Source organism: Candidatus Defluviilinea gracilis (assembly GCA_016716235.1).
In the GTDB taxonomy this organism is placed as follows: Bacteria; Chloroflexota; Anaerolineae; order Anaerolineales; family Villigracilaceae; genus Defluviilinea; species Defluviilinea gracilis.
Map to the genome: position 1 here is coordinate 1,037,470 of JADJWS010000001.1, position 25,077 is coordinate 1,062,546.

At 56.0% G+C, this 25,077-nt stretch carries 20 protein-coding genes and 1 other RNA gene; 7 read left to right on the forward strand and 14 right to left on the reverse strand.

The genetic code is table 11. The annotated features are described in order from the left end of the window. Positions 1–18 precede the first annotated feature (18 nt). Genes IPM31_04835 through IPM31_04845 form a run of 3 tightly spaced genes read right to left on the reverse strand, consistent with a single transcriptional unit; the run spans position 19 to position 3,168 of the window. Positions 19–1,224, reverse strand: a complete 1,206-nt coding sequence (locus IPM31_04835) for a GAF domain-containing protein (GenBank protein ID MBK9006301.1) — start codon at positions 1,222–1,224, stop codon at positions 19–21. Then, complete coding sequence (locus IPM31_04840) at positions 1,217–1,996, reverse strand: NAD-dependent deacylase (GenBank protein ID MBK9006302.1); 780 nt, start codon at positions 1,994–1,996, stop codon at positions 1,217–1,219. The genes IPM31_04835 and IPM31_04840 overlap by 8 nt, the downstream gene beginning before the upstream one ends. Beyond that, positions 1,993–3,168 (reverse strand): response regulator, encoded by a 1,176-nt coding sequence (locus IPM31_04845; GenBank protein ID MBK9006303.1) that lies wholly within the window; start codon positions 3,166–3,168, stop codon positions 1,993–1,995. Before IPM31_04845 ends, IPM31_04840 begins: the two co-directional genes overlap by 4 nt. 122 nt (positions 3,169–3,290) lie before the next feature. On the opposite strand from IPM31_04845, the gene ssrA reads away from it, so the two are divergent. The 3 genes from ssrA (at position 3,291) to IPM31_04860 (ending at position 5,404) form a co-directional block, all read left to right on the forward strand. Beyond that, positions 3,291–3,675: a transfer-messenger RNA gene (gene ssrA, locus IPM31_04850) on the forward strand. Between the two features lie 99 nt (positions 3,676–3,774). Next, positions 3,775–4,542, forward strand: coding sequence for a hypothetical protein (locus IPM31_04855; protein ID MBK9006304.1), 768 nt, complete (start codon positions 3,775–3,777; stop codon positions 4,540–4,542). Between the two features lie 73 nt (positions 4,543–4,615). Beyond that, the gene (locus IPM31_04860; protein ID MBK9006305.1) at positions 4,616–5,404 is read left to right on the forward strand and encodes a DUF3298 domain-containing protein; all 789 of its coding nucleotides are present in this window, start codon (positions 4,616–4,618) and stop codon (positions 5,402–5,404) included. A gap of 429 nt (positions 5,405–5,833) precedes the next feature. On the opposite strand, the gene IPM31_04865 is transcribed toward IPM31_04860, so the two are convergent. The 10 genes from IPM31_04865 to IPM31_04910 all read right to left on the reverse strand — a co-directional run bounded on the left by IPM31_04865 (position 5,834) and on the right by IPM31_04910 (position 19,973). Further along, a complete protein-coding gene (locus tag IPM31_04865) occupies positions 5,834–9,247 on the reverse strand; it encodes a DUF4981 domain-containing protein (protein ID MBK9006306.1) in 3,414 nt (1,137 codons plus the stop codon). A 108-nt stretch (positions 9,248–9,355) separates the two neighbouring features. Next, a complete protein-coding gene (locus IPM31_04870; protein ID MBK9006307.1) occupies positions 9,356–10,114 on the reverse strand; it encodes an SDR family oxidoreductase in 759 nt (252 codons plus the stop codon). 209 nt (positions 10,115–10,323) lie between these two features. Then, positions 10,324–11,436: an ATP-NAD kinase family protein gene (locus IPM31_04875; GenBank protein MBK9006308.1), complete on the reverse strand. Its 1,113-nt coding sequence runs from the start codon at positions 11,434–11,436 to the stop codon at positions 10,324–10,326. Between the two features lie 89 nt (positions 11,437–11,525). Beyond that, on the reverse strand, positions 11,526–13,115 hold the full coding sequence (gcvPB, locus tag IPM31_04880) for an aminomethyl-transferring glycine dehydrogenase subunit GcvPB (GenBank protein ID MBK9006309.1): 1,590 nt from the start codon (positions 13,113–13,115) through the stop codon (positions 11,526–11,528). Further along, on the reverse strand, positions 13,112–14,506 hold the full coding sequence (gene gcvPA / locus IPM31_04885) for an aminomethyl-transferring glycine dehydrogenase subunit GcvPA (GenBank protein ID MBK9006310.1): 1,395 nt from the start codon (positions 14,504–14,506) through the stop codon (positions 13,112–13,114). Before gcvPA ends, gcvPB begins: the two co-directional genes overlap by 4 nt. 157 nt (positions 14,507–14,663) lie before the next feature. Next, on the reverse strand, positions 14,664–16,370 hold the full coding sequence (locus IPM31_04890) for a hypothetical protein (GenBank protein ID MBK9006311.1): 1,707 nt from the start codon (positions 16,368–16,370) through the stop codon (positions 14,664–14,666). Positions 16,371–16,579: 209 nt separating this feature from the next. Beyond that, entirely contained in the window at positions 16,580–17,494 is a 915-nt protein-coding gene (locus tag IPM31_04895) for a carbohydrate ABC transporter permease (protein MBK9006312.1), read from the reverse strand. A 15-nt stretch (positions 17,495–17,509) separates the two neighbouring features. Then, on the reverse strand, positions 17,510–18,412 hold the full coding sequence (locus IPM31_04900; GenBank protein MBK9006313.1) for a sugar ABC transporter permease: 903 nt from the start codon (positions 18,410–18,412) through the stop codon (positions 17,510–17,512). 168 nt (positions 18,413–18,580) lie between these two features. Then, complete coding sequence (locus IPM31_04905; protein MBK9006314.1) at positions 18,581–19,639, reverse strand: extracellular solute-binding protein; 1,059 nt, start codon at positions 19,637–19,639, stop codon at positions 18,581–18,583. Then, the gene (locus tag IPM31_04910; protein ID MBK9006315.1) at positions 19,584–19,973 is read right to left on the reverse strand and encodes a twin-arginine translocation signal domain-containing protein; all 390 of its coding nucleotides are present in this window, start codon (positions 19,971–19,973) and stop codon (positions 19,584–19,586) included. Before IPM31_04910 ends, IPM31_04905 begins: the two co-directional genes overlap by 56 nt. Positions 19,974–20,798: 825 nt before the next feature. On the opposite strand from IPM31_04910, the gene IPM31_04915 reads away from it, so the two are divergent. The 4 genes from IPM31_04915 (at position 20,799) to IPM31_04930 (ending at position 24,594) form a co-directional block, all read left to right on the forward strand. Further along, a complete protein-coding gene (locus IPM31_04915) occupies positions 20,799–21,434 on the forward strand; it encodes a GntR family transcriptional regulator (GenBank protein ID MBK9006316.1) in 636 nt (211 codons plus the stop codon). Positions 21,435–21,769: 335 nt separating this feature from the next. After that, positions 21,770–22,786 carry a diphosphomevalonate decarboxylase gene (gene mvaD / locus IPM31_04920; GenBank protein MBK9006317.1) on the forward strand — a complete coding sequence of 339 codons (1,017 nt, stop codon included), beginning with the start codon at positions 21,770–21,772 and terminating at the stop codon, positions 22,784–22,786. Positions 22,787–22,850: 64 nt separating this feature from the next. Then, on the forward strand, positions 22,851–23,630 hold the full coding sequence (locus tag IPM31_04925; GenBank protein ID MBK9006318.1) for a ParA family protein: 780 nt from the start codon (positions 22,851–22,853) through the stop codon (positions 23,628–23,630). A 115-nt stretch (positions 23,631–23,745) separates the two neighbouring features. Then, entirely contained in the window at positions 23,746–24,594 is an 849-nt protein-coding gene (locus tag IPM31_04930; protein ID MBK9006319.1) for a ParB/RepB/Spo0J family partition protein, read from the forward strand. A 157-nt stretch (positions 24,595–24,751) separates the two neighbouring features. Here the strand turns inward: IPM31_04930 and IPM31_04935 are convergent, their stop codons facing one another. Next, positions 24,752–25,027, reverse strand: a complete 276-nt coding sequence (locus tag IPM31_04935) for a hypothetical protein (GenBank protein MBK9006320.1) — start codon at positions 25,025–25,027, stop codon at positions 24,752–24,754. Positions 25,028–25,077: the final 50 nt, after the last annotated feature.

A 25,077-nucleotide genomic window follows, 5' to 3' on the forward strand; every position in this document is an offset into this window, starting at 1 on the left:
CTCTCGGTCGCCGTTTTTTTATTCCCTGGGTATTGTCCGCTGGGCGCGCGGGATGTAGAACGTGATCGAAGTGCCAACACCCACCTTGCTCTTCACCTCGATGCGCCCATTATGCCCCTGGATGATCTGCTTGCAGATCGAAAGCCCAAGCCCGGTGCCGGTCGCTTTGCCTTCGTGGTCGCGCACGCGGTAAAATTTTTCAAATAAATGGGGGATGGATTCTTCCGGAATTCCCAAACCGCTATCCTGCACGAGGACCGATAGATCGTTGTCGGTGTAATTGCCCGCGATCAGAATGGAACCGTTCGGTCGGTTGTACTTGATGGCGTTACTCGTCAGGTTGAGCAATACCTGTTTGATCTTGTCGCGGTCGGCTTCCATCAGCGGGAGATCATTGGGGACATCCACGCGGATCTGGATGTTCGTTTCCTGCGCCTTGGTCATCATCACATCGCGGGCTTCGTAGAGCAGGTCTGCCGCGCTGAAGCGCGTTTTGCGAAATTGCACGCGTCCCGATTCTAGCCGCGCCAGGTCGAGGAAAGATGACGCAAGCGAATTGAGCCGCAAGGTTTCGTTGTGGATGTTGTTGACGATCTGGTCGCGTTGTTCGCGCGACATCTCGGGGCGAAGCAGGAGATAGGTGGCGGTGCTCAACGAAGCCAGCGGCGTGCGCAGTTCGTGCACGAACTCCTGGATCAGGTCCGATTGTTGGAAGAGGCGGGCATTCTCGATGGCAACCGCCGCTTGCGCGCCCAGCACGCTGAGCATCGATTCGTCCGCATCGGTGAACTTGCCGCGTTTTTTGTTCACCACTTCGAGCACCCCTACCACTTTGTTCTTTGTGACAAGCGGGATACCCAACAGGGATTTGGTGGAGTACCCGATGGTCTGGTCTACTTCGCTGAAGATGCGCTCGTCTTTTTCGGCGTCGTCGATGCGCAGGGATTTGCGGTTCAACACGATCCAACCCGCGATGCTTTTCTCGAGCGGAACGACAAGCCCGCGCATGGTGGCATCGTCTATATTGGTGGCAACCTGAAAATATAATTGCCGCGCGGTATCATCGTATAACAAGATCGAGGCGGCTTCGGCGTGCGTGATGTCTGCCGAGGCGCGCACGATATCGTCCAATAGGATATCAAGGTCGAGGGTGGAGGCAAGGTCGCGCGAGATTTCGATCAAGCGCAGGTAACTTCCGAGGGTTTGGGTTTTAATTTCAGCCATGGATCGCTCTTTGTATAATCTCCGGCAGGATGGTTTCCACATTGTCCATGAACACCACATCCGCGCGGACGTTGATATAGGTGGTAGTGTTGTTGACGATAATGAGGTGCGCGCCGCGGTCAACCGCTTGCATCGGAAGCCCCGCCACAGGCAGGACTTCGAGTGAGGAACCGGCGACCAGCATCAAGTCGGCTTGACGCGTTTCGCGCTGCGCCTCATTCCATGCCGCCTGTGGCAATTGTTCTCCGAACAATATCACATCTGGTTTGAGAATTCCAGCGCAACTTGGGCATAGGGGAATGGTTCCAGCCTCGATATAAGTTTGCAAGAACGGCGGCGACTCGTACTTTTTAAAACATTGCGTGCAAGAAAGCGTGCGGATCGTGCCGTGCAATTCGAAGACTTTGCGAGAACCGGCTTTTTGATGAAGCCCGTCTATGTTTTGGGTTGCGATGGTGACGGCAACGCCGTGCTTTTCAAGGTCGGCGAGCGCGAGATGCGCCGCGTTGGGTTGCGCATTAAAAATTTGCCCGGCAAGCGGGCGGAACCATTGGAAAAATTTTTCAGGGGAAGTTCGAAACGTGGTGAGCGACGCGGCTTCAAGCGGCTCATTGTGAGACCATAACCCTGTTCCCTCCGAGCGAAAGTCTGGGATTCCCGAGGGGGTGGAAATGCCGGCTCCCGTTAAGATAACAACGCGCCTGGCTTTACGGAATAACTCTGCCGCGCGCAAAGCGTCAGACGCTGTTGCAGGGGCGGAGGGGGAGCTCATCGAGGCATCGCTTCTTGTTCGGCGATGAAGTCAACGAGTTTGACGATCTGGCGGGTGGTCAGGCTGTCTGGCTGGCAAACGACGGCGGGGGTCTGTGTGCGGGTGGCTTGCGTGAAAAGTTCCGGCGCTGGGGTGAGGGTGGTGAGGATCTCATATCCCAACTTGGATTGCACCTGACTGGAGGGCAACTGCGTATCCGACCTCACGCGGTTGTTGAGCACAGGGTGAATGTTTTTGTAATTGACGCCAAAGGAATTCAAATCCTCGATGAGCGCCTTGGCGCTAATGATCGTGTTGGGGTTGCCTTCAAGCACCACAAAGATCTCATTGCAATGAGGAAGCACCGCTTGTGTGAACGGTTGTAGCCCCGCGCCGAGATCAAGGATGATATAGCGCCCCAGCGTTGCCAGTTTTGCGATGAACGCGCCGTAGTTGGCGCTCTGACCGATCAAGTGCATATCCCGTGGACGGTCGGAAGCCAGCAGGATGTTCAAGCCGGAGGCGTGGCGCGTGAGAGAGGACCGCACGCTATCCGACGTGATATCCGATAACTTTGTGGCGCTCAACATATCCACCAACCCGGTGGATGCCTTCAGCCCCAGTTCCAGCGATAACGCGCCATGACCGGGCAACATCTCTGCGAGGATAACGTATCCCTTGGCGCGGGTGTGCAAGCCAGCGGCAACGTTCAAAGCCACGGTGGTGGCGCCTAACCCGCCTCGCGCGCCGATCACGCCGACGACGAATCCCTCCTGCCCGGCGCTCACCGGAACGGCGGGCGCGCTTTCACCCTTCTTTTCATTGGCGCGCGCCAGTAACGCTTTAACGCGCGCTTGCAATTCAGAGGGATGCGTGGGCTTGGTCAAATAATCGTTTGCCCCCACTTCAAACCCGATTACTTTATCGTCTAATTGGGTTTTAGCGGTGAACATTAAGATGGGAGTTTCGGTCGTGGATGGATTCGCCCGCAACCGGCGGGTCACTTCATAGCCGTCCATATCCGGCATCATAATATCGAGCAAGATCAGGTCGGGGTCTTCCTCGAACGCTTTATCCAAACCCTGTTGACCGTTGGTTGCCGCGCTGATTTGATATCCCTGGCGTTGAAGCATTAGCCCCACGAGGCGCAGGGTATCGAGATCGTCGTCAATGATAAGAATTTTTTCGCTCATGCGCGTCATTCCTGACAAAAGTATTGCAACAGTCTAGCATAAAGAAGGCGCAAGGGCAAGCCGAAAGCCTCGCTTGCAAGTATGCTATAATGATTTTGCAAAACGGGATCACTCCCAATCGCGGGGATGACAGGCTTCGACGGGAGAGGCTGGTCCCGGAATGCGAGCCGAGAGGCGCCGAACTCGTAAACTCAGCGCAAACAATCAAGTGCCAATCGCACTTCCTACGCTGCTATGCCCCTCGCCGCTTAATGCGATGAGACCATAACAGTTGGCGTCTTAGGATGCCACGTCCGCCGGAGCCGTCCTCCACCCGGTGACGGACCGGGCGAAACAATGGTGTGAGTGCCGCGTATGACTCTGCTCAATGCGCGAAAGACCAGCAGATGGTCACAGGGTTACCTGCCCGCCGAGATCCCTGTGATGAAAAAATTCGGCAGGCTACGCTCGTAGATTTCCGAGGGTCGAGTCTTTCGGACCCGGGTTCAATTCCCGGCATCTCCACTCTAAAGCGATACGCCAGCAGTTGAACTGCTGGCGTATCGCTTTCGCAACGATCATCCAGCAGTTCAACTGCTGGATGATCGTTTATGTTATAAGAAGCCGATGAAAAAACTTCTTCTTGGATGTCTGCTCCTCATCACTGCCTGCCAAAGCGCGACTTCGACCCCCACTCCCGCGGGCTCGCTCTTCCCCACCTCAACGCCTCTCCCCACCCTTCTGCCCTTCGATCAAACTCAGGGCGAGCCTGATACGCCAACCCCTCAACCGACTCCAACCTTCGAGCCTTCGCCAACCGCGCTCCCGCGATTCTTTGTTCAGGAGTTCAACGACTCAATTGCCGGCTGGGTGATCTTACAGGCTGGGAACGATTCTGTCCCATCGGTCAACGTGGCGAACGGGTCTCTCCTGCTTCAAATTGACTCAGCCTTCACCTGGCTCTACGCCCTCTACGGACCGGAAGACTACGCCGATGTGCGCATCGAAACCCAGTATCAAAACCTGGCTGGCGCGCCCGCCTCGGCGGGATTGGTCTGTCGTTACAGCGAAACGGATGGCTGGCTCGAATTCAACCTCTCCGCCGATGGGCTCTACAACATCCTCTACGGAAAATGGCTCGCCCTGGGAGTCGCGGAATATACCCCTATCACCGACGGCCTGATCAAAGACGCGCAACCCAGCGGCGCCAGTCAATCCATTGGGCTGGAGTGCTCCGGCGACACATTAACTCTGCTTGTAAACGAGAACATCCTCCGCCGCGTGGATGTCTCGCGTTTTGAACTCGGCGCCGGCAAGGTTGGGGTCACTGCCGCATCGTATGAAAATTCCCCAGTGGTGACGGGGTTCGAACTCGTGGAAGTCGGCGAACCCTAACAAACGAACGCGAAAAATTTTGGTTGGAACTCAGAGAAAGCCGTCATCGTTAAAAAGCGAAAAGGAGGATGCGATGGACACTTTTTCGAGGATCACCGGCATGGTTTTTGGTCTTGCCATTGTCATTCTGGGCTCGTGCATACCTATCGCGCCAGCGCCCACTGCCACTGCCAAAGTGAAACCCACACAAGAGGCGATTCCGTTGAGTAGCCGGGTCAGCCTCACGACAGTCTCGATGCGGGAGGAGGGAGCGTCGCCGAGGTATATCATCACTGGTCAGATTCCCCGGCTGGTTGGCAGTGAGGATGAGCGCGTCGTAGACTTTAACAACAAAGTGGAAAAAATGACGCAGGAGGAAATCCAATATTTCCGCGACAATGTGCTTGCCCACATGTCTGCCACGCCGATCACGTCGGGCAGTTCCTTCGATGCCCAATACGTTCTCGTCTACCAAAACAACGCGCTATGGGCATTGAAATTCAACTTTTCCGGCTATACCGATGGGGCGGCTCATCCCTTTCACTACAGCATGACGATTAACTATGATCTCGAACAAGGGAAGAAACTTTCGCTCGAAGATCTATTCGCCGCCGACAGCGGGTACTTGAGCGCGATTTCGAGTTTTTGCATTGCCGAACTCAGCCGCCGCGACATTGGGTTCTATGGCGGGTTTGAGCAAGGCGCGGAACCGATGGAAAAGAACTACCGCAATTGGAACATCACGCGCGATGGAATCATGATCACCTTCGACGAATATCAGGTCGCGCCGTACGCGGTGGGACCGCAAACGGTGCTGGTGCCATACAGCGAGTTGCAATCGCTGATTAACCCGAAGGGCCCACTGGCGCTGGTGGCGAGGTGATGGCTGCCCCATGCGCCTGAATAAGTAACAGAGCGCATCACGTTCGGGGTAGGTGGAAAAAATAAAAAACTTTCTCGGCGTCTCTGTGGCTCTGCGGCAGACTGCATAAGGAGAGAAAGGCGCTGAGGGTACGCAATAATCCTTGTAACGCGGGATATTGTTCTTTTCACAATTAATCGAGTAATAAGCCGAACTCCTGAGTCACGGAAACACTGAGACAAGCCAATAGATCTCTTGCGAAAGTCATTTTTGCCACAGCCAACACAGAGAAAATGAGCATTTCTCAAGGGTCTCCGTGATTCAAAAGAACGGGTAAGGATTGCTCGGTTAAATTTTTCATCGGCGCTAGCTCGCGCTTGAGGCTGGTCTTGCGCAAGGGCGACATGAATGTCGCATTACGAGGACCAAATCGACATCAACGGCGTAACATCAGTTCACAACTCCGCGGTGAGAAAGAATCGAATCCTTCGATGAGATCGCGCGCAAGCATAAACGATACTCGCCCACTGCGGGTTGGAGAACGTATTGCGGCAGTGTGCCTGGTCCGCAACTGGCGTTGCCCAGACCCGCATGGCGGAAATCAAGAGTGAGAAAAACCTCAGGGCGGCGAACCAAGTCCACGGGATGACGAGCCGACTCCAAATCCTGCGCGGTGTAATGGAGCGCGCCCGCGTTGAGCGGTTCGGGGCTGTACGCCAGCAAGCCATACCCATCCCGATTCACACACGCCGCCCAACGCGCGGACGATTTGTTGCCCGTCTCCTGTGGACGACCATACGGGATGAACTGTTCATCCACTTTTCCATGAAAGACGCCCATTCTCATTCCCTGTTGTCGGTCGGGGTAGGTCTCCAGCGGACCGCGCCCATACCACCAGAACTCGTCGTATTCGGCGGGCAGGGCAAGCAGGTAGCCAATGCGCGGCAGGGCGGCGACCTCGCCCACAGGCGCGATGCGCGTCGCGATCTGAATTTCGGAATCGGCGCTTACTGCGTATTCGGTTTCGCAGTCAAAATGAAAATCGTCGCGCAGGCGGAACTCATGCTCGAACTGTTTTTCATCCAGCGAACGCAAACGCGTCAGGCGATGCTTGACCGACTCGAAGACATCGGGGTCGGTCTGGTCGAGCCAGCGCCCGATCACTTGCAGGGATCGATAGCCGTTTCCGCTTTTGTCGCATACCTCCAGCAATTCTTTCACCCGTTGCCATTTCTTCACGCCTGCCAGTTCGGAATACTTCACGCCGAGTTCATCCGCGATCCGACTCAACTCCTGCTCGTTCCACGTCTGTGTGAGGACGAGCGCGAGTTGATTGAGAAGCCAGTTCCACCACAGCGAGCGCCCTTCGGCGCGGCGCGGCGCGATGCTGGATTGAACGCGAACGCGCATCTGACTCGCCTCAGTCTGTTCCCAGCGCACAGATTGAATCTTCTCTTCCAGCCGATTCAAGCCCGCATCTTTCCACGTGAACATCATGCGCTCGCGCCCGTATGTGCCGATGTCGTTATCCGTCGGCGCGCGCCAGAAATTCAAACGCGGCGGCATGGAAATGAATTCACGCCCGTCTTGTTGAAGCGAAGTGAGTCTGCCGCTCTCACGATGGAAAACAATTTGCGCGTCGAGTGTCGAAACAATGATTTGATCCTGGATTTCAGATACTTTGACCGTGGATGATAAACCGCCCCCCGCTTTCCACTTTCCACTCTCTAATCTCCAATCTCTCCCTTTCACACCTTCCACCTCCACCTGCTCCCACCCCACTTCATGCCCCGCCTTCGCCCAGAGCGTATCCCGCGCCAGCATCAAACGAATCTCCAGCCGCGCAGACGATACCTCATTCACCAACGCAAACGGGACTTTCACATCCATGCTCGATTGCGGTTCGATGGACGCTATATCCAACCCGCCGGATTGAATCGCAGCGCCGCCTGTCGTCAACGTCCACTCGCAGCGCAGATGTTCAAACGATGAAAAGAAATAGCGGTTGTGGATTCGAATCAAGCCTTGCGCCTCATCCAGCAATTCAACCCGCGCAGGCTGAAGAATCTTCTTGTATTCCCATAAGGCGGGTTTCGGCTCGCGGTTCGCAAAGACCAAGCCGTTCAAACAGAACGCGCCGTCGTTCGGCTCGTCGCCGAAATCGCCGCCATAGGTAAACCAACTCCGCCCGTCGTCCGTGACGCGCTGAAAGCCCTGGTCGACCCAGTCCCAAATGAATCCGCCCTGCAAACGCTGATGCGCGTCGATCGCATCCCAGTACTCTTTTAAATTTCCAACCGCGTTGCCCATCGAATGCGCGTACTCGCACATAATGATGGGTCGCGCGTCGTCCTTTTGCGCCAGCGCAACAATGTCGTCCACGCTGGGGTACATCGGCGCGAGAATGTCCACCGCCGCGTCGGAGCCGGCGGGGTGATAATGCACAGGGCGCGACGGATCGAACGCGCGAATCCATTCCGCCATGGCGCGGTGATGTTCGCCAAAGCCCGACTCATTCCCCAACGACCACACGATCACCGACGGATGGTTGCGATAATTGCGCGCCATGCGTTCGAGCCGCGCCAAAAACGCCTCGCGCCATTCGGGCGCTTTGGAAAGATACGAAAGCGCGCCGTCACATTCGATGTTCGCTTCGGCAAACAGCAGAATGCCATACTCGTCGCACAATTCATACCAGCGCGGCGCGTTCGGGTAGTGGGATGTCCGCGCGGCGTTGATATTGAAGCGCTTCATCAATTCCAGATCGCGCCGCATGGATTCCTCGGTCACAACATGTCCCGTCGTCATATCATGCTCGTGGCGGTTCACGCCTTTGATCAAAACGGGTTTGCCATTCAACAACAAATGCCCGCCGCGAATTTCCACTTTACGAAACCCAACGCGGCACGATTGAACTTCCAGCAGTTCGCCGTCTTTGAATACCTGGAAAAGCGCGGTATACAAACTGGGGCTTTCATCCGACCACATCTGCGGATTCGCCACCCGCGCCTGAATCGTCATCCCAGACTCCGCGCCCGCTTCGACCCCCGCCGATGCCTGATTCTGCGCAACCGACCTTCCCTGCGCGTCGAGCAGTTCAAACCTGCATTCCACCCCCCCAGCCCGACTCTGACCGTGATTCTTGATCCACGCCTCCACCGTGAGCAAGCCGTCAGTGTACGTCGAATCCAAATCGGCATTCACGCTCACATCCCGCATATGGATGTTCGGCGCCGACCATAGATACACATCGCGGAAGATGCCGCTCAGCCGCCACATATCCTGATTCTCAAGATACGTCCCATCCGACCAGCGATAGACGCGCACAGCCAACGTGTTTTCGCCTGCGCGAAGATACGCGGTGATGTTGAACTCGGCGGGCGAGCGGCTGTCTTTGCTGAATCCCGCTGCGACCCCGTTCACCCAGACATGAAACGCGGAGTCGACTCCATCGAAGCGCAAAAAGATTTGGCGGTTATGCCACTCTTCGGGAATTGCGAACGAGCGGCGATAACATCCCGTCGGGTTATCGTCCCTTGGCACGCGCGGCACGTCGTCGGGCGGGAAGGGCAATTGCACATCGGTATAGTAAGGGATGTCGTAGCCCTGCAATTGCCAGTTGCCAGGGACTTGGATCGAGTCCCATTCGTCCACAGAGGAATCGGGGAGGTGAAAATCTTTCGGAGCCGAATCAGGATTCGGGGCGAAGGCGAAGCGCCACGTCCCGTTGAGCGAACGAATAAACGCGGATCGAGTCCACAGTCCGCGAATCGCTTCCTCCTGCGTCTCATACGGAATCGAATTCGCATGAGCGGGTTCGCGCCCGCGTCCTTGCAGTTGAGGGTTTTCCCAGTCGTTTATCATGTGTCATTTACCAAGACCCAATTCGAACCGCCAAGCGCGCGTAGAACGCAAAGAAAATATTTTGAACATCTTCGGTTTCGGATGGTTCGAAGTAGAGCCGTTTAATCCCTATGCCGTGCCGCCGCCATCCACCGCCAGCACCGCGCCTGTGACGTAACTCGCCTCGTCGCTGGCGAGATACAAGACCGACTGCGCGATCTCGATGGGCTGGGCATAACGGTTGAGCGGACGTTCCTTTGCCTCCGCCAGAAACGCGTCCTCCGCCTGACCGAGTTGTTGCGCCTCATTGCGAAGCATGGGCGTGTCGGTGTCGCCCGGGCAGACGCAGTTGACGCGGATGTTTTGCGGACCGTGGTCAATGGCGAGCGCGCGCGTCATGTTGACCACCGCGCCCTTCGACGCGCAATATGAAATCGCGTTGCGTCCGCCTTTGATGCCCCAACCCGAGCCCGTGTTGATGATGGAACCGCCCTGTCTGGCGAGATGCGGCACGGCGTATTTGCACATCAGAAAAATGGATTTGACGTTGATCGCCATGACCAGATCCCAATCTTCTTCGGAGATATTGGTTACGCTCGCGCGGCGGATGATGCCCGCGTTGTTGAAGAGGATGTTGAGACTGCCGAAGTTTTCGACGGCGGTCTGCACGACGCGCTCACAATCCTCCGCTTTGGAAACGTTGCAGGGAACGAAGAGCGCTCGTCCGCCGGCGGAGTTGATTTCCTCCTCCGTCTGTTTGCCCTGCTGTTGATTGATGTCGGCAATCACCACCGCCGCGCCTTCCTGCGCGAGCAATAACGCGGTGGCTTTGCCAATGCCCGACGCGCCGCCGGTGACGATGGCGCATTTGTTTTCGAGTCGTTTCATGGGGTCTCCTTTTGAAAATCTTGCGCTGTCCCGAAGGTTGGTTTCAAGGTACTTTGGCGGTTGACGAAAACCTTCGGGACGTTTTTCTTTTACGCGCTTCTCTACCGTACATGATAGATTTTTACCGCAAAGCGCGCCAAGGTCGCCAAGTTAAGAAGGTTTTCTTTGCGTTCTTTGCGGGTTTAGCGGTGCAAATGTACGGTAGAGAGTTACGCGCCAACCTTGCACATCATCTGCTCGTTGTAGCCCGTGATCACAGGGAAATATCCCGCGAGCAGTTGGTCAACTATTTCATCGCCTGTATCCACCAGTAACGGTTGAAAGCGCAGGGCATTCAATTTGCTGGAGGCGCTGACGACGATGATATTCTCGCGCCCGACCTTGCGAATCACTTCGGGACTAATCTGCTGGTCCCCGCGCCCGAACAAAAAACCCTGCCCGCCGATGGGGGTGACAATGATTCGCGCCGGCGTTCCATTCACAAGGTCGAGCAGTTGCGCCTGAGTCGCGTCTTGCAAAATGAGTTTGCCGTTGCAGACCACATCCACGCCGACCAGAGTCTTCTCCACATTCAACGCTTGCGCGATGGCGCGGATGGTTGTGCCAGGCGCAAGGATGTACGCGACGTCTGTTTGCATGTGTTCGATGACGTTTGCCGCAATCGCCTGTAGTTGACGCGCCTCGGACGCGGGACTAGCGATCTTTTGATTCTGCAACAACAGCGGACGATACGGCACATGCAGAGTCCCAAACAGCCGCGGAATCATTTTGCCCGCGCGGTAGGACTCTTCGTCCAAATCCAGCACTTCCGATTCGCGCAGGCGGGCTTTGCCATCGAAAAAGAGTTGCGCCAGTTCGCCCGCGTGGCGCGGATTGACGGCATACACCGCCGAATGAATCTTCACGCCCGCAGGGATTCCCAGACACGGAAAGCCCGCTGGAACGGAAGCGCAAACATCCCGCGCTGTGCCGTCGCCGCCCGCGAAGAGGAGCAAGTCCACACCGAGAGTTGTCATCTCGCGCGCGATACGTTGCGTGTCTGCGGAGGTGGTCGCGCCCGAATGAATCTCGCCGACGATGCGCGGGGCGAAACCCGCCTCGCTGGCGGAGGTCTCGCCCATTTCGCGCGGAGCGGTGAAAACCATCAGCGGAGAATCAGGCTTGAGGAGGGCAAGCAGGCTCAACGTGGCGCGATGAGGCGCGCGCGGGACTGCGCCAAGTTCCAACGCGCGGCGCTGAGTCTCGATCCCGTCACTGCCTTTGAGCCCCACGCGCCCGCCGATTCCAGCGAGAGGGTTGACGATGAGTCCGATGCGGTGCATGTCTGTGAATCGCTCTCTCACCCTAGCCCTCTCCCAAAGGGAGAGGGAACTCCCTTCCCCTTTGGGGGAAGGGTTGGGGATGAGGGTATTTACTTTTTGTATTTCCGTTTATACGCCCGCCAGGTGACCGCCCACGCCTTGGGGTCGTCGAACGATTCCTGGTCGATCCTGTGGATCGTGCTGTTGTGCGGCGCGGCGCGGATGACTTCGGGGTTTGTGTATGCCTCCTCGGAGATCTGGTTGAGGATGCGGGCGTATTCGTCGAGGTCTTCGCGCGAATAGGACTCGGTGGGTTCGAGCGTCATCGGCTCAGGCACAACGAAGGGATGATGACTCGTCCAGTAGTGCGTGCCAAAGTCCACCACGCGGCAACCGATGTCGTCGGTGTGAATGCCCGTATCGTCGGCGAGTTGCTCCCACGAATAGCGGACTTGTTCGATGCGGCGTTTGCCTTTGGCGTAGGGCGCGCTCACCCCGCGGATTTTCAATACCTGATGAAGCAGATAATTGTTGTTGAGCACGGCGATCTCCGCCGCTTCGCGCAGACCGTCGGCGCCGAGACTCATGATCCATGCGTAGGCTTTGAGCAGGTTGGGCGCAACGCCATACCACGGACGAATCTTGCCGATGCTTTGCGGGCGGTTGTAATCGAGAACATAGTTCTCGCCGTCGAACTCAACGGTCGGCGTGGGCAGGAACGGCGCGACTTCTTTCGTCACCCCGCACGCGCCCGCGGCTGGACCTCCGCAAGCATGAGGCGTGGAAAACGTCTTGTGCAAATTGAAATGGCAGACATCGAAGCCCGCGTCGCGGGCGCGCGTGATCCCCAAAATGCCGTTGGCGTTCGCCTGGTCGTACGAACACAGCCCGCCGACAGAATGAACCAATCGCACAAACTCTTCGATGCGCGGGTTGAAGATGCCCGTATCTTCGGGATTGGTGATCAGCAAAGCGGCGGTATGTTCGGAGACGGCGGCTTTCAGCGCCTCAAAATCGGGATAGCCGTCGGCGTCGGGCGGCAGGGTGATGATTTTGTAGCCTGCCACTTTTGCCGCCGCCGCGTTGGAAGGATGCGAGAACGATGTGGTGATGACTTCCATGCGCTGCGCCGCTTCACCGCGCGCTTCGTGATAGGCGCGGATCATCGAGATGTTGGCGTAGATCGCCGCCGACCCCGCCCCAGGTTGAAGCGTGACGCGCTCCATGCCTGAGATTTCCTTCAACATGCCTTCGAGTTTATACATCGCTTCAAGAATGCCCTGCGCGCTTTCCAGCGGCTGCAGCGGATGCAGTTCAGTCAACTTGTGCGAACGCGCCAACTGATCGTTGACCTTCGGGCTGTATTTCATCGTGCAGGTTCCCTGACCCACATCCACGTTCAAATCCACGCCGAGATTTTCCTGCGAGAGGCGCAGGTAATGTCTCAGCACATGCAACTGCGACATCTCTGGCAGTTCGGGCGCGCGCTTGCGCTTCAAACTTGCAGGAAGATTATCGAACACATCGCCAGCGGCTTCCACAACCGCGGCTTCGGGTTCGGGCGGCAGAACTCCGCGCTGACCCGCCGCGCTCAACTCAAAGATAATCGGCTCATCCCAACGCGCCTGATGAAATCGCCGCAGGGCGGGCTTGGGCGCAACGGCTCTCGCCGCGCTATGAGTCTTTGTTTCGTGTTTCATTTCGTTACCTCCGCAATCGCATCTGCCAGCGTGTCCATATCGGCTTGCGTGTGAACTTCAGTCACGCAATACAACGCGCACTGCCCCAGCGACGGAAACTCCGCGCTCAGATCTTTGCCGCCGAAGATTCCCTTTTTATACAACGCCTGATTGATTTGCTCGACGGTTTTTCCAGTCCCGTTAAAGTCCGCCACAAATTCTTTGAAATGCGGCGTGACGGAAAAGCGCGTCTTCACGCCCGACACCTGATTCAGTTTCCTCATGGCATATCTCAGCCTCTGCATGATTCCGCGCCCCAACTCCTCCATGCCCTGCGGACCCATCAACGCCAGATACACGCCCGCCGTAATACCCCACAACGCCGCCGCCGTGCCGACCCATTCCTTGCCTTCTTCGCGCGCCGCAAACGACGTGCGCTCATAAGCCACATCGCCAAAACCATACTCACCTTCCACACTGGTCGTGGCGACTCCGAACAATCGCGATGGAAACTCCATCACATATTGTTCTTCGTCCCGTGAAGCGATGAAGCCCGCATGACCGCCGCCGTAATTCATATGGATGCCCAGCGGCTGAATGTCGCCGCAGACGATATCGCCTCCATACTCGACGGGCGGGCTGATCACGCCCAGTGAAATCGGATCCGCGCCGACAACGAAAATCGCGCCGCCCGCGTGAGCGATCTTCCCAATCTCTTCGGCTTGCGTTTCAAAGAATCCCAAATACGATGGATTCTCGATGAACACCGCCGCTGTCTGCGCGTTGACCTGCTTCTTCAACGCCGACACATCCATCAAGCCCGTCGCCTCGTCGAACGGAATCAATTCCACCCGCATATCGGGCTTGAGGTAATCGCGGATCTTCGAGAGGTTGTCGGGCATCACCGTTGCGGGCAACAGCGCGATCGTCCGTCCTGTGATCCGTCCCGCCATGCGGAGCGCGGTGGCTGTGGCTTGAAAGCCGTCATAGACCGGCACATTGACCACGTCCATGTTGAGCAGTTCGCCCATCAGGCTTTCATACTCGAACAACGCCTGAAAACGCCCGTGATCTTCATATGGGTCGCCCGCGTAGGCGGTGAGGAATTCACTGCGCGAGTTCACTTCGTCGCACACGGCGGGGACGTGATGTTGGGCGCACCCCGCGCCGAGAAAGCTCAACACATCCCGCGTGGACTGATTCTTCGCCAGCAAGCCCTCCACATGCCGCGCCAGCGCCGCCTCCGAAAGGAACGGCTCAGGCAAATTCAACCGGCCCTTGAAGCGAATCGACTCGGGGATATCCGCGTAGAAATCCTCCACGCTTGCGGCATTCACCGCCTTCAGCATCGCCTCCTTCACGGCAGGGACCGAGTTGGGAATGTAGGGGTGAACAAACGGTTTTTTTGTCATGGTGTTCTCCTATAGTCAAAGCGTTGGTCGAGCCGCCTCGAATGGCTCTTGAGGAGCGCATCGAGACCAACGATTTCAAAAGCGCTTTGCATTTTAATGGTCTGAATTCTCGCATTGCAAAATTTGTGTTGTCGCGCGTTGCAAGATACATCTTGCGTTACGGAAGCCCATGCGCGAGAATCAACCAGATCCCCGCCGTCCATGAAAAATGGAAATCGTGATAGCCCTGCCCGGTCTGCGCGTCGAAGTTTTCGGCAAAACCGTTTCGCGCGACCAAATCCACAAAACGCTGGCAGATCTCGTTGGCGAATTCGATCTCATCGCACGCCATCAGCGCGTCGAACAGAATCAACGTCGGCGCGCCCCAGATGGGTCCGCGCCAGTAGCCGCGTGAACGATAGAACGGACTGTTCATGTTTTCGGTGGCGAACCCATGCGGGGAGAGAAACTCGCCAGAAACTTTGAGCCGCGCGATCATCTTCTCACGAACATCTTGCGGCAGGCGCTTCCCGAGCAGGAGCGGCATAAACAACAGCAGGCTTTGCGATTCAATTTCAACATGCCCGCTCACCTGCGCGGCGATGAAACGATCGCCCCGCCAGAAATGATCCAACAATTTCCCGGTCAGTTCCCCAGCGCGGGCAAGCCATTGCGCCGACTCATCCGCCTTGCCAAGTTTCCGCGCCGCGTCGGCAAGAAACTCCATTTGCAAAACGAGATACGCCGAAATCTCCGGCGACTCGATCGGCGGCGAGGCGGCGAATACCGTGCTGTTATCCCAGCCGCCGTCGTTACCGTGATTGCATTGCGGAATGCCGTCGTGGTCGTCGTCGCGCTGGGTAAACCACCAATTCGTCCAGCGCGAAAGCGGCTCGTAAATCTCAGCCAAGCGCTCATGCGTCAAAATGGAACTGGTCTGCGCCATGCGATTCAAAATCCAACCGTGGACGGGCGGCTTGCAAAAACTCCACGAGATCAGTCGGTCGTTGATCAGGTCGGGCAATGCGCCGCTTTCATCCTGCTGGTCGAAGAGCGCCATCATCTGATCCCACGCCAACTGGGGGTGACTCTCCGCCAACGCCAGAGCGTGAAAACAATGATCCCAACTCCAACTGCCGATCATCCCGTTCTTGGAGGCGAAAATACTTGGGCGGGTAAGATGCCCTTCAGGCGCGACCACGCACGACCACAAAATATATCCCGCCAGCCGCCGCGCCTGCTCGTACTGTGCCGGCACAGCGGGAAGTTTTTCAATGAAGCCATCGAGTTCGTTTGCAACCCGCGCAACGCACTCGTCGAACGCAAGCGAATGTTCGCGCATCCGCCAATTGACGGTGGATTCATCAACGGCGAATTCGCCCTCATGGTTAGAATCAGGCTTGAGCGTGATAGAGATGCGCTCCGAGTGTTCCGCGTCCCAGGGCGCGTCCACTTCCAACGTCCCTTTCAGCGCGGTGAATCCCAGTTTGGTCTCCAACATGGTATGGACGGTCAGCCGCCAATGATTTTCATCCGTCGAGATAATGTTATCGTACGCGCCCGCCGGCATCGAAAAGCGGATCGAAATGCCGCGCAAACGAAAGCGGATGGAATCCGCCGCTTCAAAACAAGCCTCAGCCTGTTTGCCGTTCCCCGCGCTTAATCCCAGCCGATGCGACTCCGCTGACGCCTCAAACGGAATTGGTTGCCCATCCGCGAGCAGTTCCATCCGTAAAAGTTCCTGCATAGGTCGCCCGCCGGTGGCGGGTCCGCGCACGGAACGCAGATAAAGCCCCGCTTTGCGCTCGGAGGTTTCGGAGAGAATCGAAAACGCAAGATACGAACCGTAATGCGTGAAGGGGATTTTTGCGATGTCAATATTCATGAAAGCAAACGTCCCGAAGGCTGATACTCTCTTTTGACTTGCTGGAAAAAAGCCTTCGGGACAGTTATTTCCAATTCTCTACCAAAAACCTTTTGGACGCTGAAAAACGCTGATCTTCGCTGATAAAAGAAAAAATCTCCGTTTTCTGCGCGCTTCGCGGTCAGCGTCCTAATCCGAAAAATGTATGGTAGAGAAATTTCCAATAATGTCTATTCCTTCAACCCCGTCATCGAAATGCCTTCGATGAACACGCGCTGACCGAAGAAGAAGATGATGAGGATGGGCAAGACCACCAGCGTGCTGACCGCCATCAGATAAGGATAGGCATTGGCAATGGTGCTGTTGAAGGAAAAGGTGCGTTGCAGATTTTCCACGCCAAGCGCCAGCACGAATTTGCTCTGGTCGTGGACGTAGATCAACGGACCGAGATAATCGTTCCACGCGCCGATGAAGGAGAGCAATGCCACCACCGTCAGCGCGGGGCGCGAGAGCGGGAGCATGATGCGGAAGAGAATGTCGAACTCGCTCGCGCCGTCAATCCGCGCCGCGTCCGAAAGTTCGGAGGGGATGGTGCGGAAGAACTGCCTGAGCATAAAAATGTAGTAGGGGCTTCCGCAAAAGGCGGGGACGATCAGCGGCAGGAAGGAATTGATCCAGCCGAGTTGTTTGAAGATCATGAACAACGGAACCATCTGCACTTGAAACGGAACCATCATCGTGGCAAGGCATAGATAAAAAAGCGTATCGCGCCACTTCCATTGGATGCGCGAAAAGCCGTATGCCACGATCGCGGAAGACAACACCACGCCAATGGTATAAGGGACGGCGTAGAGGAACAACGTGTTCATCATGTATTGCGTGAACGGCTGGCTATTCCAGGCGTCGGGGAAGTTGTTCCAAAAGGCGGGGCTGGGGAACCAGATGGGCGGCGCGACATACACCTGCGCGTCGTTCTTCAACGCCGAAGAGAACATCCAGTAAAACGGCATGACAAATGTGATCGCGAGCAGGATCAAAACCGCGTACTTGACGATTTCAGCGATCCATTCACCAACGCCCAGACGCTTGCGTTTGTTCGCTTTGGGTTGGGGCTGTTGGGAGGTTGGCAGGATTGCGGGTTGCATGTTCATGGCATCCTCCTATTTCTCGCTACCGTAGTACACCCAGCGGGCGGATGTTCGGAACAGGATAAAGGTAAAGATCACGATCACAATGAACAACATCCACGCCAGCGCGGCGGCTTTGCCCATGCGCAGGTATTCAAAGGCGTTGCGATAGAGGTACAAGCCGTACAACTCAGTGGACTTGCTCGGTCCGCCGCCCGTGATTAACCAGGGGAGCGTGAAAGACTGGAAGCCGTCAATGAAGCCCATGATGAGGTTGAACAGGATCACGGGCGTGCACATCGGGATGGTGATATGCCAGAACTTGTGGAAGATATTCGCGCCGTCCAGCTCGGCGGCCTCGTACAGGCTACGCGGCACATCCTGCAAGGTCGCCAAAAAGATGATGATGGCGTTGCCCTGCGCCCACATGTAAATCATAATGAGCGACGGTTTCGCCAAATCGGGGCTGGAAAGGAAGGGAATGACGGGCAGTCCCAATCCCTGCATGAGCGCGTTGACCAAGCCGAATTGCGTGTTCAACAAAAACTGCCAAACCATCGCTACCACAATCGTCGGCACAATGGCGGGGAAGAAAAAGATGGCGCGGAAGAACGGTCGCGCCGCGATTTTTGTATTCAGCAGGGAAGCCATGAGGAACGCTGAAATCACTCCCAGCGGCGCGCTGAGCAAGACATAATATAGCGTGTTGCCGATCACTTTGATAAAGGTGGCGTCTTCGGTGAAAAGTTCGATGTAATTTCCAGGCCCGATCCACACGGCGGGGCGCAGAAGATCGTAGCGCGTAAAACTGTAATACAACGAGGCGATCAGCGGATACAGCGTCCAGAGCAGAAAGCCGATCAACCAGGGTGAAACAAATAGAACTCCAAGCAGGGTATCGCGTTGACTGCGGGTTTTCAGAAAGGGGAGATTCATGGCGGTCTATCCCTTTAATCAGGACTTACGCAACTGGCGGGCAGTTCGATTTGCCAAGCAAATCGTGCCGCCGCCGCAGCGCAACTATGGCGCAACAGGTTCAACTGTGTAAGTCCTATTAATAATACATGCAAGGGGCTTCCACAGAAACCCCTTGCATGAACAGATTTATTTGAAGCCGGCGTTCTTGTATTCGGTGTCGCAACGCTTCTGGAATTCCGCGGCGGCGTCGGCGCCCGTCATCGTGTCGCGGTAGACCGCTTCGCGCAGTTCGCCATAAGCGGTTTCCACAAACGATTGGATCGGGCAGGCGATCGCGTTCTCGATCTCGGTCGCTTCGTTGACGGAGTCGAAGTAGAACTTCAAGCCAGGATAGGCGTTCGGGTCGGCTTTGGCAAGGAAAGGTTTGTAGGCGGGAAGCCAGCCCAAATCCTTGAACATCTTTTCGCAGACTTCATCCGAGTTGAGGAACTCGGCGAACTTGAACGCTTCTTCGGATTTCTTCGCGTCTTTGAAGAAGACGTTGAAGTGACCGCCTGTGCCTTGCACTTTCGCGCCGCGCCGGCTCTCAGGGACGGGAACCCAGGTGGCGCGGTTATTTTTCGCCACTTCGGGCATTTGCGCCTGAGTCTCGCCAGGGTGCCAATAGCCTTCGATGATCATGGCTTGCACTTCGGCATTGAACGATCCGCCCCAGGTTTCGTTCGCGGCGACAGAGCGCATACCCGCCATCTGGTCGGGACCGACGATGCGATAGAACTCGCCCATCACGTCAAAGGCTTCCGCCATACCGTCGTTGGCAAGGTCGAATGTGCCAGTGGCGGGATCGAACCACTTGAAACCCCAGGAGCGGGCGGCAAAGAATCCGTCGCCAAAACCGCCGCCTTCCGCATCATAGGGGTCGAGACCGATGGTCAACAGGTTGCCAGCGGAATCGAACTTGGTCAACTTGCGATGCCATTCGAGCGCCTCATCCCATGTAACAGGGGGAGCATCTGGATCCAAGCCCGCTTCTTCCACCATTTTGGCGTTGTAGTCCATGCCGAAGCGGACGAAACATTCCAGCGTGGGAACGCCGTATTGTTTGCCGTTATAGAAGCCGGCATCCCAGTTGCCGCTGATGTAGTCTTCCTTTTTGACGATGGAGCTCTGGCTGACCCAATCGCTCACGTCAACGCAGACGTCGCGGGTGAACAGGTCGGGGTACGGCACGTTGGGAAGCGGCATCGGGAGGAGAGCCAGCCGCAAGGGCGGTGAAGAGCGCCTCATTCGCAACACTGGGTTTCATCTCGACATCGGTCGACCCGAGTAATTCTTTGTACTTCGCCATTTCCTTGAACGAGGCAAAGATGGGAACCAGTTCGCCCCAGCCTACCCACCATTGCACGGCATCGGGGTTGGCCGGAGCGAGTTCATCGGTAGGCTGGGGTTCGCTTCCCGTATCTTCAGGCGTCAAGGTGATGCGCGGTCCGCAGGCGGCAAGCGCCGTTCCCAATGCGCCGAGAGACGCCAGTTTGAGAAACTCTCTGCGGCTGATATAAACCTTCATTTTCTCCGTCATATCTTTTCTCCTTTAATTGATAGAGTAACACGCTGGTTCGCAATGTTTCATGATCTGTAAACCGATGCGCCTCCTTTCGCCTAAGAGAGTTGACAAGTAAAAAGTCCCGTTATAACATGTTTATAACATATTATAATGACTATCAGGCAAATGTCAATCTGTTCATTAGGGCAGTCGCATTAGAATAGGACTTACGCAGTTGAACCTGTTGCGCCGTAGTTGCACTGCGGCGGCGGCAGTACAACTGCCCGCCAACTGCGTAAGTCCTGAAAATCTCGAGGTTCGAAACACGGTCGTTTGTCTGCGTATCCGCTACGTTTCGCCAATCTGCGCAAATTCTTCCGAGAAGGAGTAGCATGAATTCGCGAGGAGTAGCAAACATAGAACTTACGCAGTTGAACCTCTTGCGCCGTAGTTGCACTGCGGCGGCGGCACGATTTGCTTGGCAAATCGAACTGCCCGCCAACTGCGTAAGTCCTGAAACAAAAAAACAAATGCGATCACCCCACTCTATTCATGGAACGTTCTACCAAACATTCTGTATAATAGACCCTGTCGGAAATAATTTTCAGGACGCAGATGAACGCTGATGCAAAGAGAGAAAAAATCCGCGTTTTCTGCTCGCTTCGCGGTCAGCGCCCAACTAAGACACTGTTTCGTAAGTACACGAAGTTGACGGATTACACGGTCAAACACGGATTTTAAAATGGTTTTCTCCGTGACATCCGTGTGATCCGTGTCCAAAAAAACTTAAGAAGCGCTCTCTAAGGATTTTGTCTTATTTCCGATAAAGCCGAATGGATGAAAACGCACAGGAAAACGAGCATGGGCAAAGCAGGCACCAAGAAATCCTTCATCTACGAACAGTTGAAACGCAAGATCATTTCGAGCGAATTAACGGCAGGCACGGTCTTGAACGAAGCGGATCTGGCGCTGGAATTCAATATTGGAAAGACCCCCACCCGCGAGGCGTTGATCATGCTTGTGCATGAAGGTTTTGTAGAGGCGTTGCCGCGCGTTGGGTACGTCGTGACCCGGCTGACCCTGGAGGATATGCTCGAAATCTTTTCCCTGCGCACCATGGTGGAAGTGGAAGCCATCGGCATCGCTTCGGAGCGCATTTCAGAAGCCAATATCGACAAATTGATAGACAATAACAAACAGGAAAGCGCGCTCGCCAAACAAAAAGTGGACGCGTCCTTGCGCGCGCAGGCTTATCAACTTAACCGTGAGTTTCACCTGATCATTGCCCAGGCGACAGGCAACAATCGCCTCGCCCGCCTCGTCCAAAGCCTGATCGACGATCTCGAGCGCGCGCTATCCATCGACCCGTATATTGCCGACTCCAGCCAACACGATGAGATCATCCTGCATTTGAAGAACCGTGATAGAGCCGGGGCGCAAGCCGCCATGCGCAGGCATATCGAAGACACCCGCGCGCGAATCGTCAATCGGTTTTGAGCGAGGTTTCTTTATCATTCCCCCGCGCTCTGGGGCGGCATGGTTGAGCCGAGGCGTTTCATGATCATAAGCAAGGATCACATCCGCATGTTGCGAGGATCGTTTCATGGGGGTTTGGGATAACGCGGGAGCGCCGGAAAGGAAAAAAAGAGATTGGATTCTTCTTGCTCTTCCTTTGTGACCGTCGTGTCCTTTGTGTTTGAGAAAAGAAGTCCCGTTAAAAACGGTAGAGCCATTTTTTCTCAACGAACTCTTCCTTCTCGGTGGCAAAGAATGGTTGTTACCTTCCCAATTGGACGCCCCCACGGGAAAATAAAAGCGGCAAGCGCTTCAGAATGTTGTACAATCACGGGGAATATCGAGTCTTCCATGTGGACAACGCCAACATGAATGCCACCGCCGTCAGTCACCCCAATATCGCCTTTATCAAATATTGGGGGAATCGCGATAACGCCCTGCGTATCCCTATGAACGGGTCGATCTCGATGAACCTCGATGGCTTGACAACGCGCACCACGGTCAGTTTTCAGCCCTCGCTCCCATTCGATGAACTGATCATCAACGGCCACGAAGTCATGGGCGCAGGCTTGAAACGGGTTTCAGAAATTTTAGACCTGATTCGAGAAAAAGCGCAGATCAACGCCCGCGCCGAAGCGGTGACCGAAAACAACTTTCCATCCGGCGCTGGCATCGCATCCTCCGCTTCGGCGTTTGCCGCGCTGGCATTGGCGGGAAGCGCCGCCGCAGGACTCAACCTCGGCGAACGCGAACTCTCGCGTCTTGCGCGACGGGGATCCGGCTCGGCTTCACGCTCCATCCCCGGCGGATTCGTCGAGTGGCAGGCTGGCGTAAGCGATGAAGAGTCGTTCGCGTTCTCGATTGCGCCGCCAAATCACTGGGAACTTGTAGACCTTGTAGCCATCGTCAGCGCGGCGCATAAAAAAACGGGCTCCACCGAAGGGCATGCGATTGCCCCCACAAGCCCGCTTCAGACCGCCCGTGTGCTTGACGCGCCGCGTCGGCTTGAGAAGTGCCGCCAGGCGATCCTCGCTAAGGATTTCAACGCGTTCGCCGCCATCGTCGAATTAGATTCGGATATGATGCACGCCGTGATGATGACATCCACGCCGGCGCTCCAGTATTGGAAACCCGCATCGCTCGCCGTAATGGAGGCTGTTCGCATGTGGCGGGCGGACGGACTCCCCGCCTGCTACACCATGGACGCCGGCGCGAACGTGCACGTGCTCACGCTGGAATCGGAAGCGCAAGGCATCGAGAAAAAATTGCGCGAGATCGATGGAGTGCAAAATATCCTTGTCGCCCGCCCCGGCGGCGCGGCGAAGATCGTATGACCGTTTTCAGATCGCCAGCCATGTTCGCCGCAGGAAAATCGTCAATCGGAAATCAAAAATCGCCATGACCCGCATCTACACCATCGTCAACCAAAAAGGCGGAGTGGGCAAGACCACCACCGCCATCAATCTCGGCGCATATCTTGCGAAACTCGACCAGCGCGTCCTCATCGTGGATATTGATCCGCAAGCCAACGCCACCTCCAGCCTCGGCGTGGATAAGAACAACGTATCCATCAGCACCTACGACGCGTTGCTTTCGAGCGATGTGCCTGCCTCTTCGATCCTCTTCAACGAGCGGCTTCAACTTTCGCTGTTGCCGTCTTCGCCATCCCTCGCGGGCGCGGAAGTGGAGTTGGTCGAAGAAGACGGCAGGGAATTTCGTTTGAGGGACGCGCTCGACTCATTCAAAGATAAATACGATTACATCCTGATCGACTGCCCTCCCTCGCTGGGACTGCTCACCGTCAACGGGTTGGTCGCGGCGAAGGACGGCGTGTTGATTCCCGTTCAATGCGAATACCTCGCGCTGGAGGGACTCGGTCAGATCACGCAGACCATCGAGCGAGTCCAATCCTCGCTCTTCCCCAAATTGCGCGTGCGCGGCGTGATCCTGACAATGTTCGACTCGCGCACCAATCTCGCTTCCGATGTGGTGAAGGAAGTCAACAACCATTTTCCGGGACAGGTCTTCAAGAGCGTAGTACCGCGCAGTATCCGCCTCGCCGAAGCGCCATCGTATGGACTTCCCATTTCGGCATACGCGCCGTCATCCGTTGGCGCGGGGGCGTATGAGTCATTGGCGAAAGAATTGTTGAAAGGCGACGGAATAAAGGCAAATTAAACACGAAGGACACAACGGTCACAAAGGTTTGGCGTCTTAAAAACTTTGTGTCCTTCGTGTCACTTCGACAGGCTCAGTGCAAGCCTTTGTAGTGGAAAAGAAAAAGGAGTAAGGCATGGCAAAACGTACCGGTCTCGGCAAAGGACTCGACGCGCTCATCCCCGGCGGAAAAGTATCCACGGGCGGCGAGGCGGGCGGAGTCACGCAAGTCTCCATTGATTCGATCCAGCGCAACCCGCGTCAGCCGCGCGAAAAATTCGACACGGCGGAGTTGGAGAATCTCGCCGCGTCCATCCGCGAGCATGGAGTGATCCAGCCTCTCATCGTCTCGCCGGGACGCGGCGGTATGTACACGTTGATCGCCGGTGAGCGGCGTTTGCAAGCCTCGCGCAAAGCCGGATTGAAAACGGTGCCGGTCGTCATCCGCTCGGCGACGGATCAGCAATTGCTCGAACTCGCGCTCATCGAAAACGTCCAACGGGCGGACTTGAATCCGATCGAAGAGGCGGAGGCATATCAGAACCTTGCCAAAGAATTCAAGATGTCGCATGAGATCATCGCCTCACGTGTGGGAAAAAGCCGGGTCGCGGTGACCAACACGATTCGTCTGCTTGACGCGTCGGCGGCGGTGAAGCAAGCGCTCGTAGACGGGAGAATCTCCGAGGGGCACGCGCGCGCGATGTTGTCGTTATCCGCCAAAGCGCAGGAACACTTGCTAAATCAGATTTTCAATCTCGATCTGAGCGTGCGGTCAACTGAAATGTTGGCGCGAAAACTTTCAGGGCAACGACCCGTCGTGAAAAAGAAATCAGGTCGAAGCCCGAACGTGAACGACGTGGAAAAGAAATTGCAGTCCAGCCTCGGCACGAAGGTCGCTCTCAAACACGGCAAACGCGGCGGCACAGTGACGATCTATTATTATTCCGACGAGGAATTGGATTCACTGTTGGAAAAATTGACGTAACATGTATAAACCTGACAGGTCTCCGCGTTAGGCTGAGGAAAGATGGTCATTGTCCGCGCAAAAGTTTTGACAGGCAGTGACATGATGAGACCTGTCAGGTTTTTTCAGGAAAAAAATGATCCTCCTCCATAACGCCATCATCCACACGCAAGACAAATCACAACCGAAAGCCTCCGCCCTCGTAATTGACCGCGACCGAATCATCGCGGTGGGTGAAACGAATTATCTGTTCAACCACTTCCCCCGCGCTAAAGGGCAAGACATGCGCGGGCGCGTCATCGTCCCCGGGCTGACCGACGCGCATCTGCATTTGCATCAATATTCGCTCACGTTGCAAAAGATCGATTGCGAAGTGGGCACCAAAGAGGAATGCCTGCGCCGCGTGGCAGAACGCGCGAACAAAGCCAAACCCGGCGAATGGATTCTCGGTCACGGCTGGAATCAAAACGAGTGGGGTGGCTACCCCACGCAAGCGAACTGGAT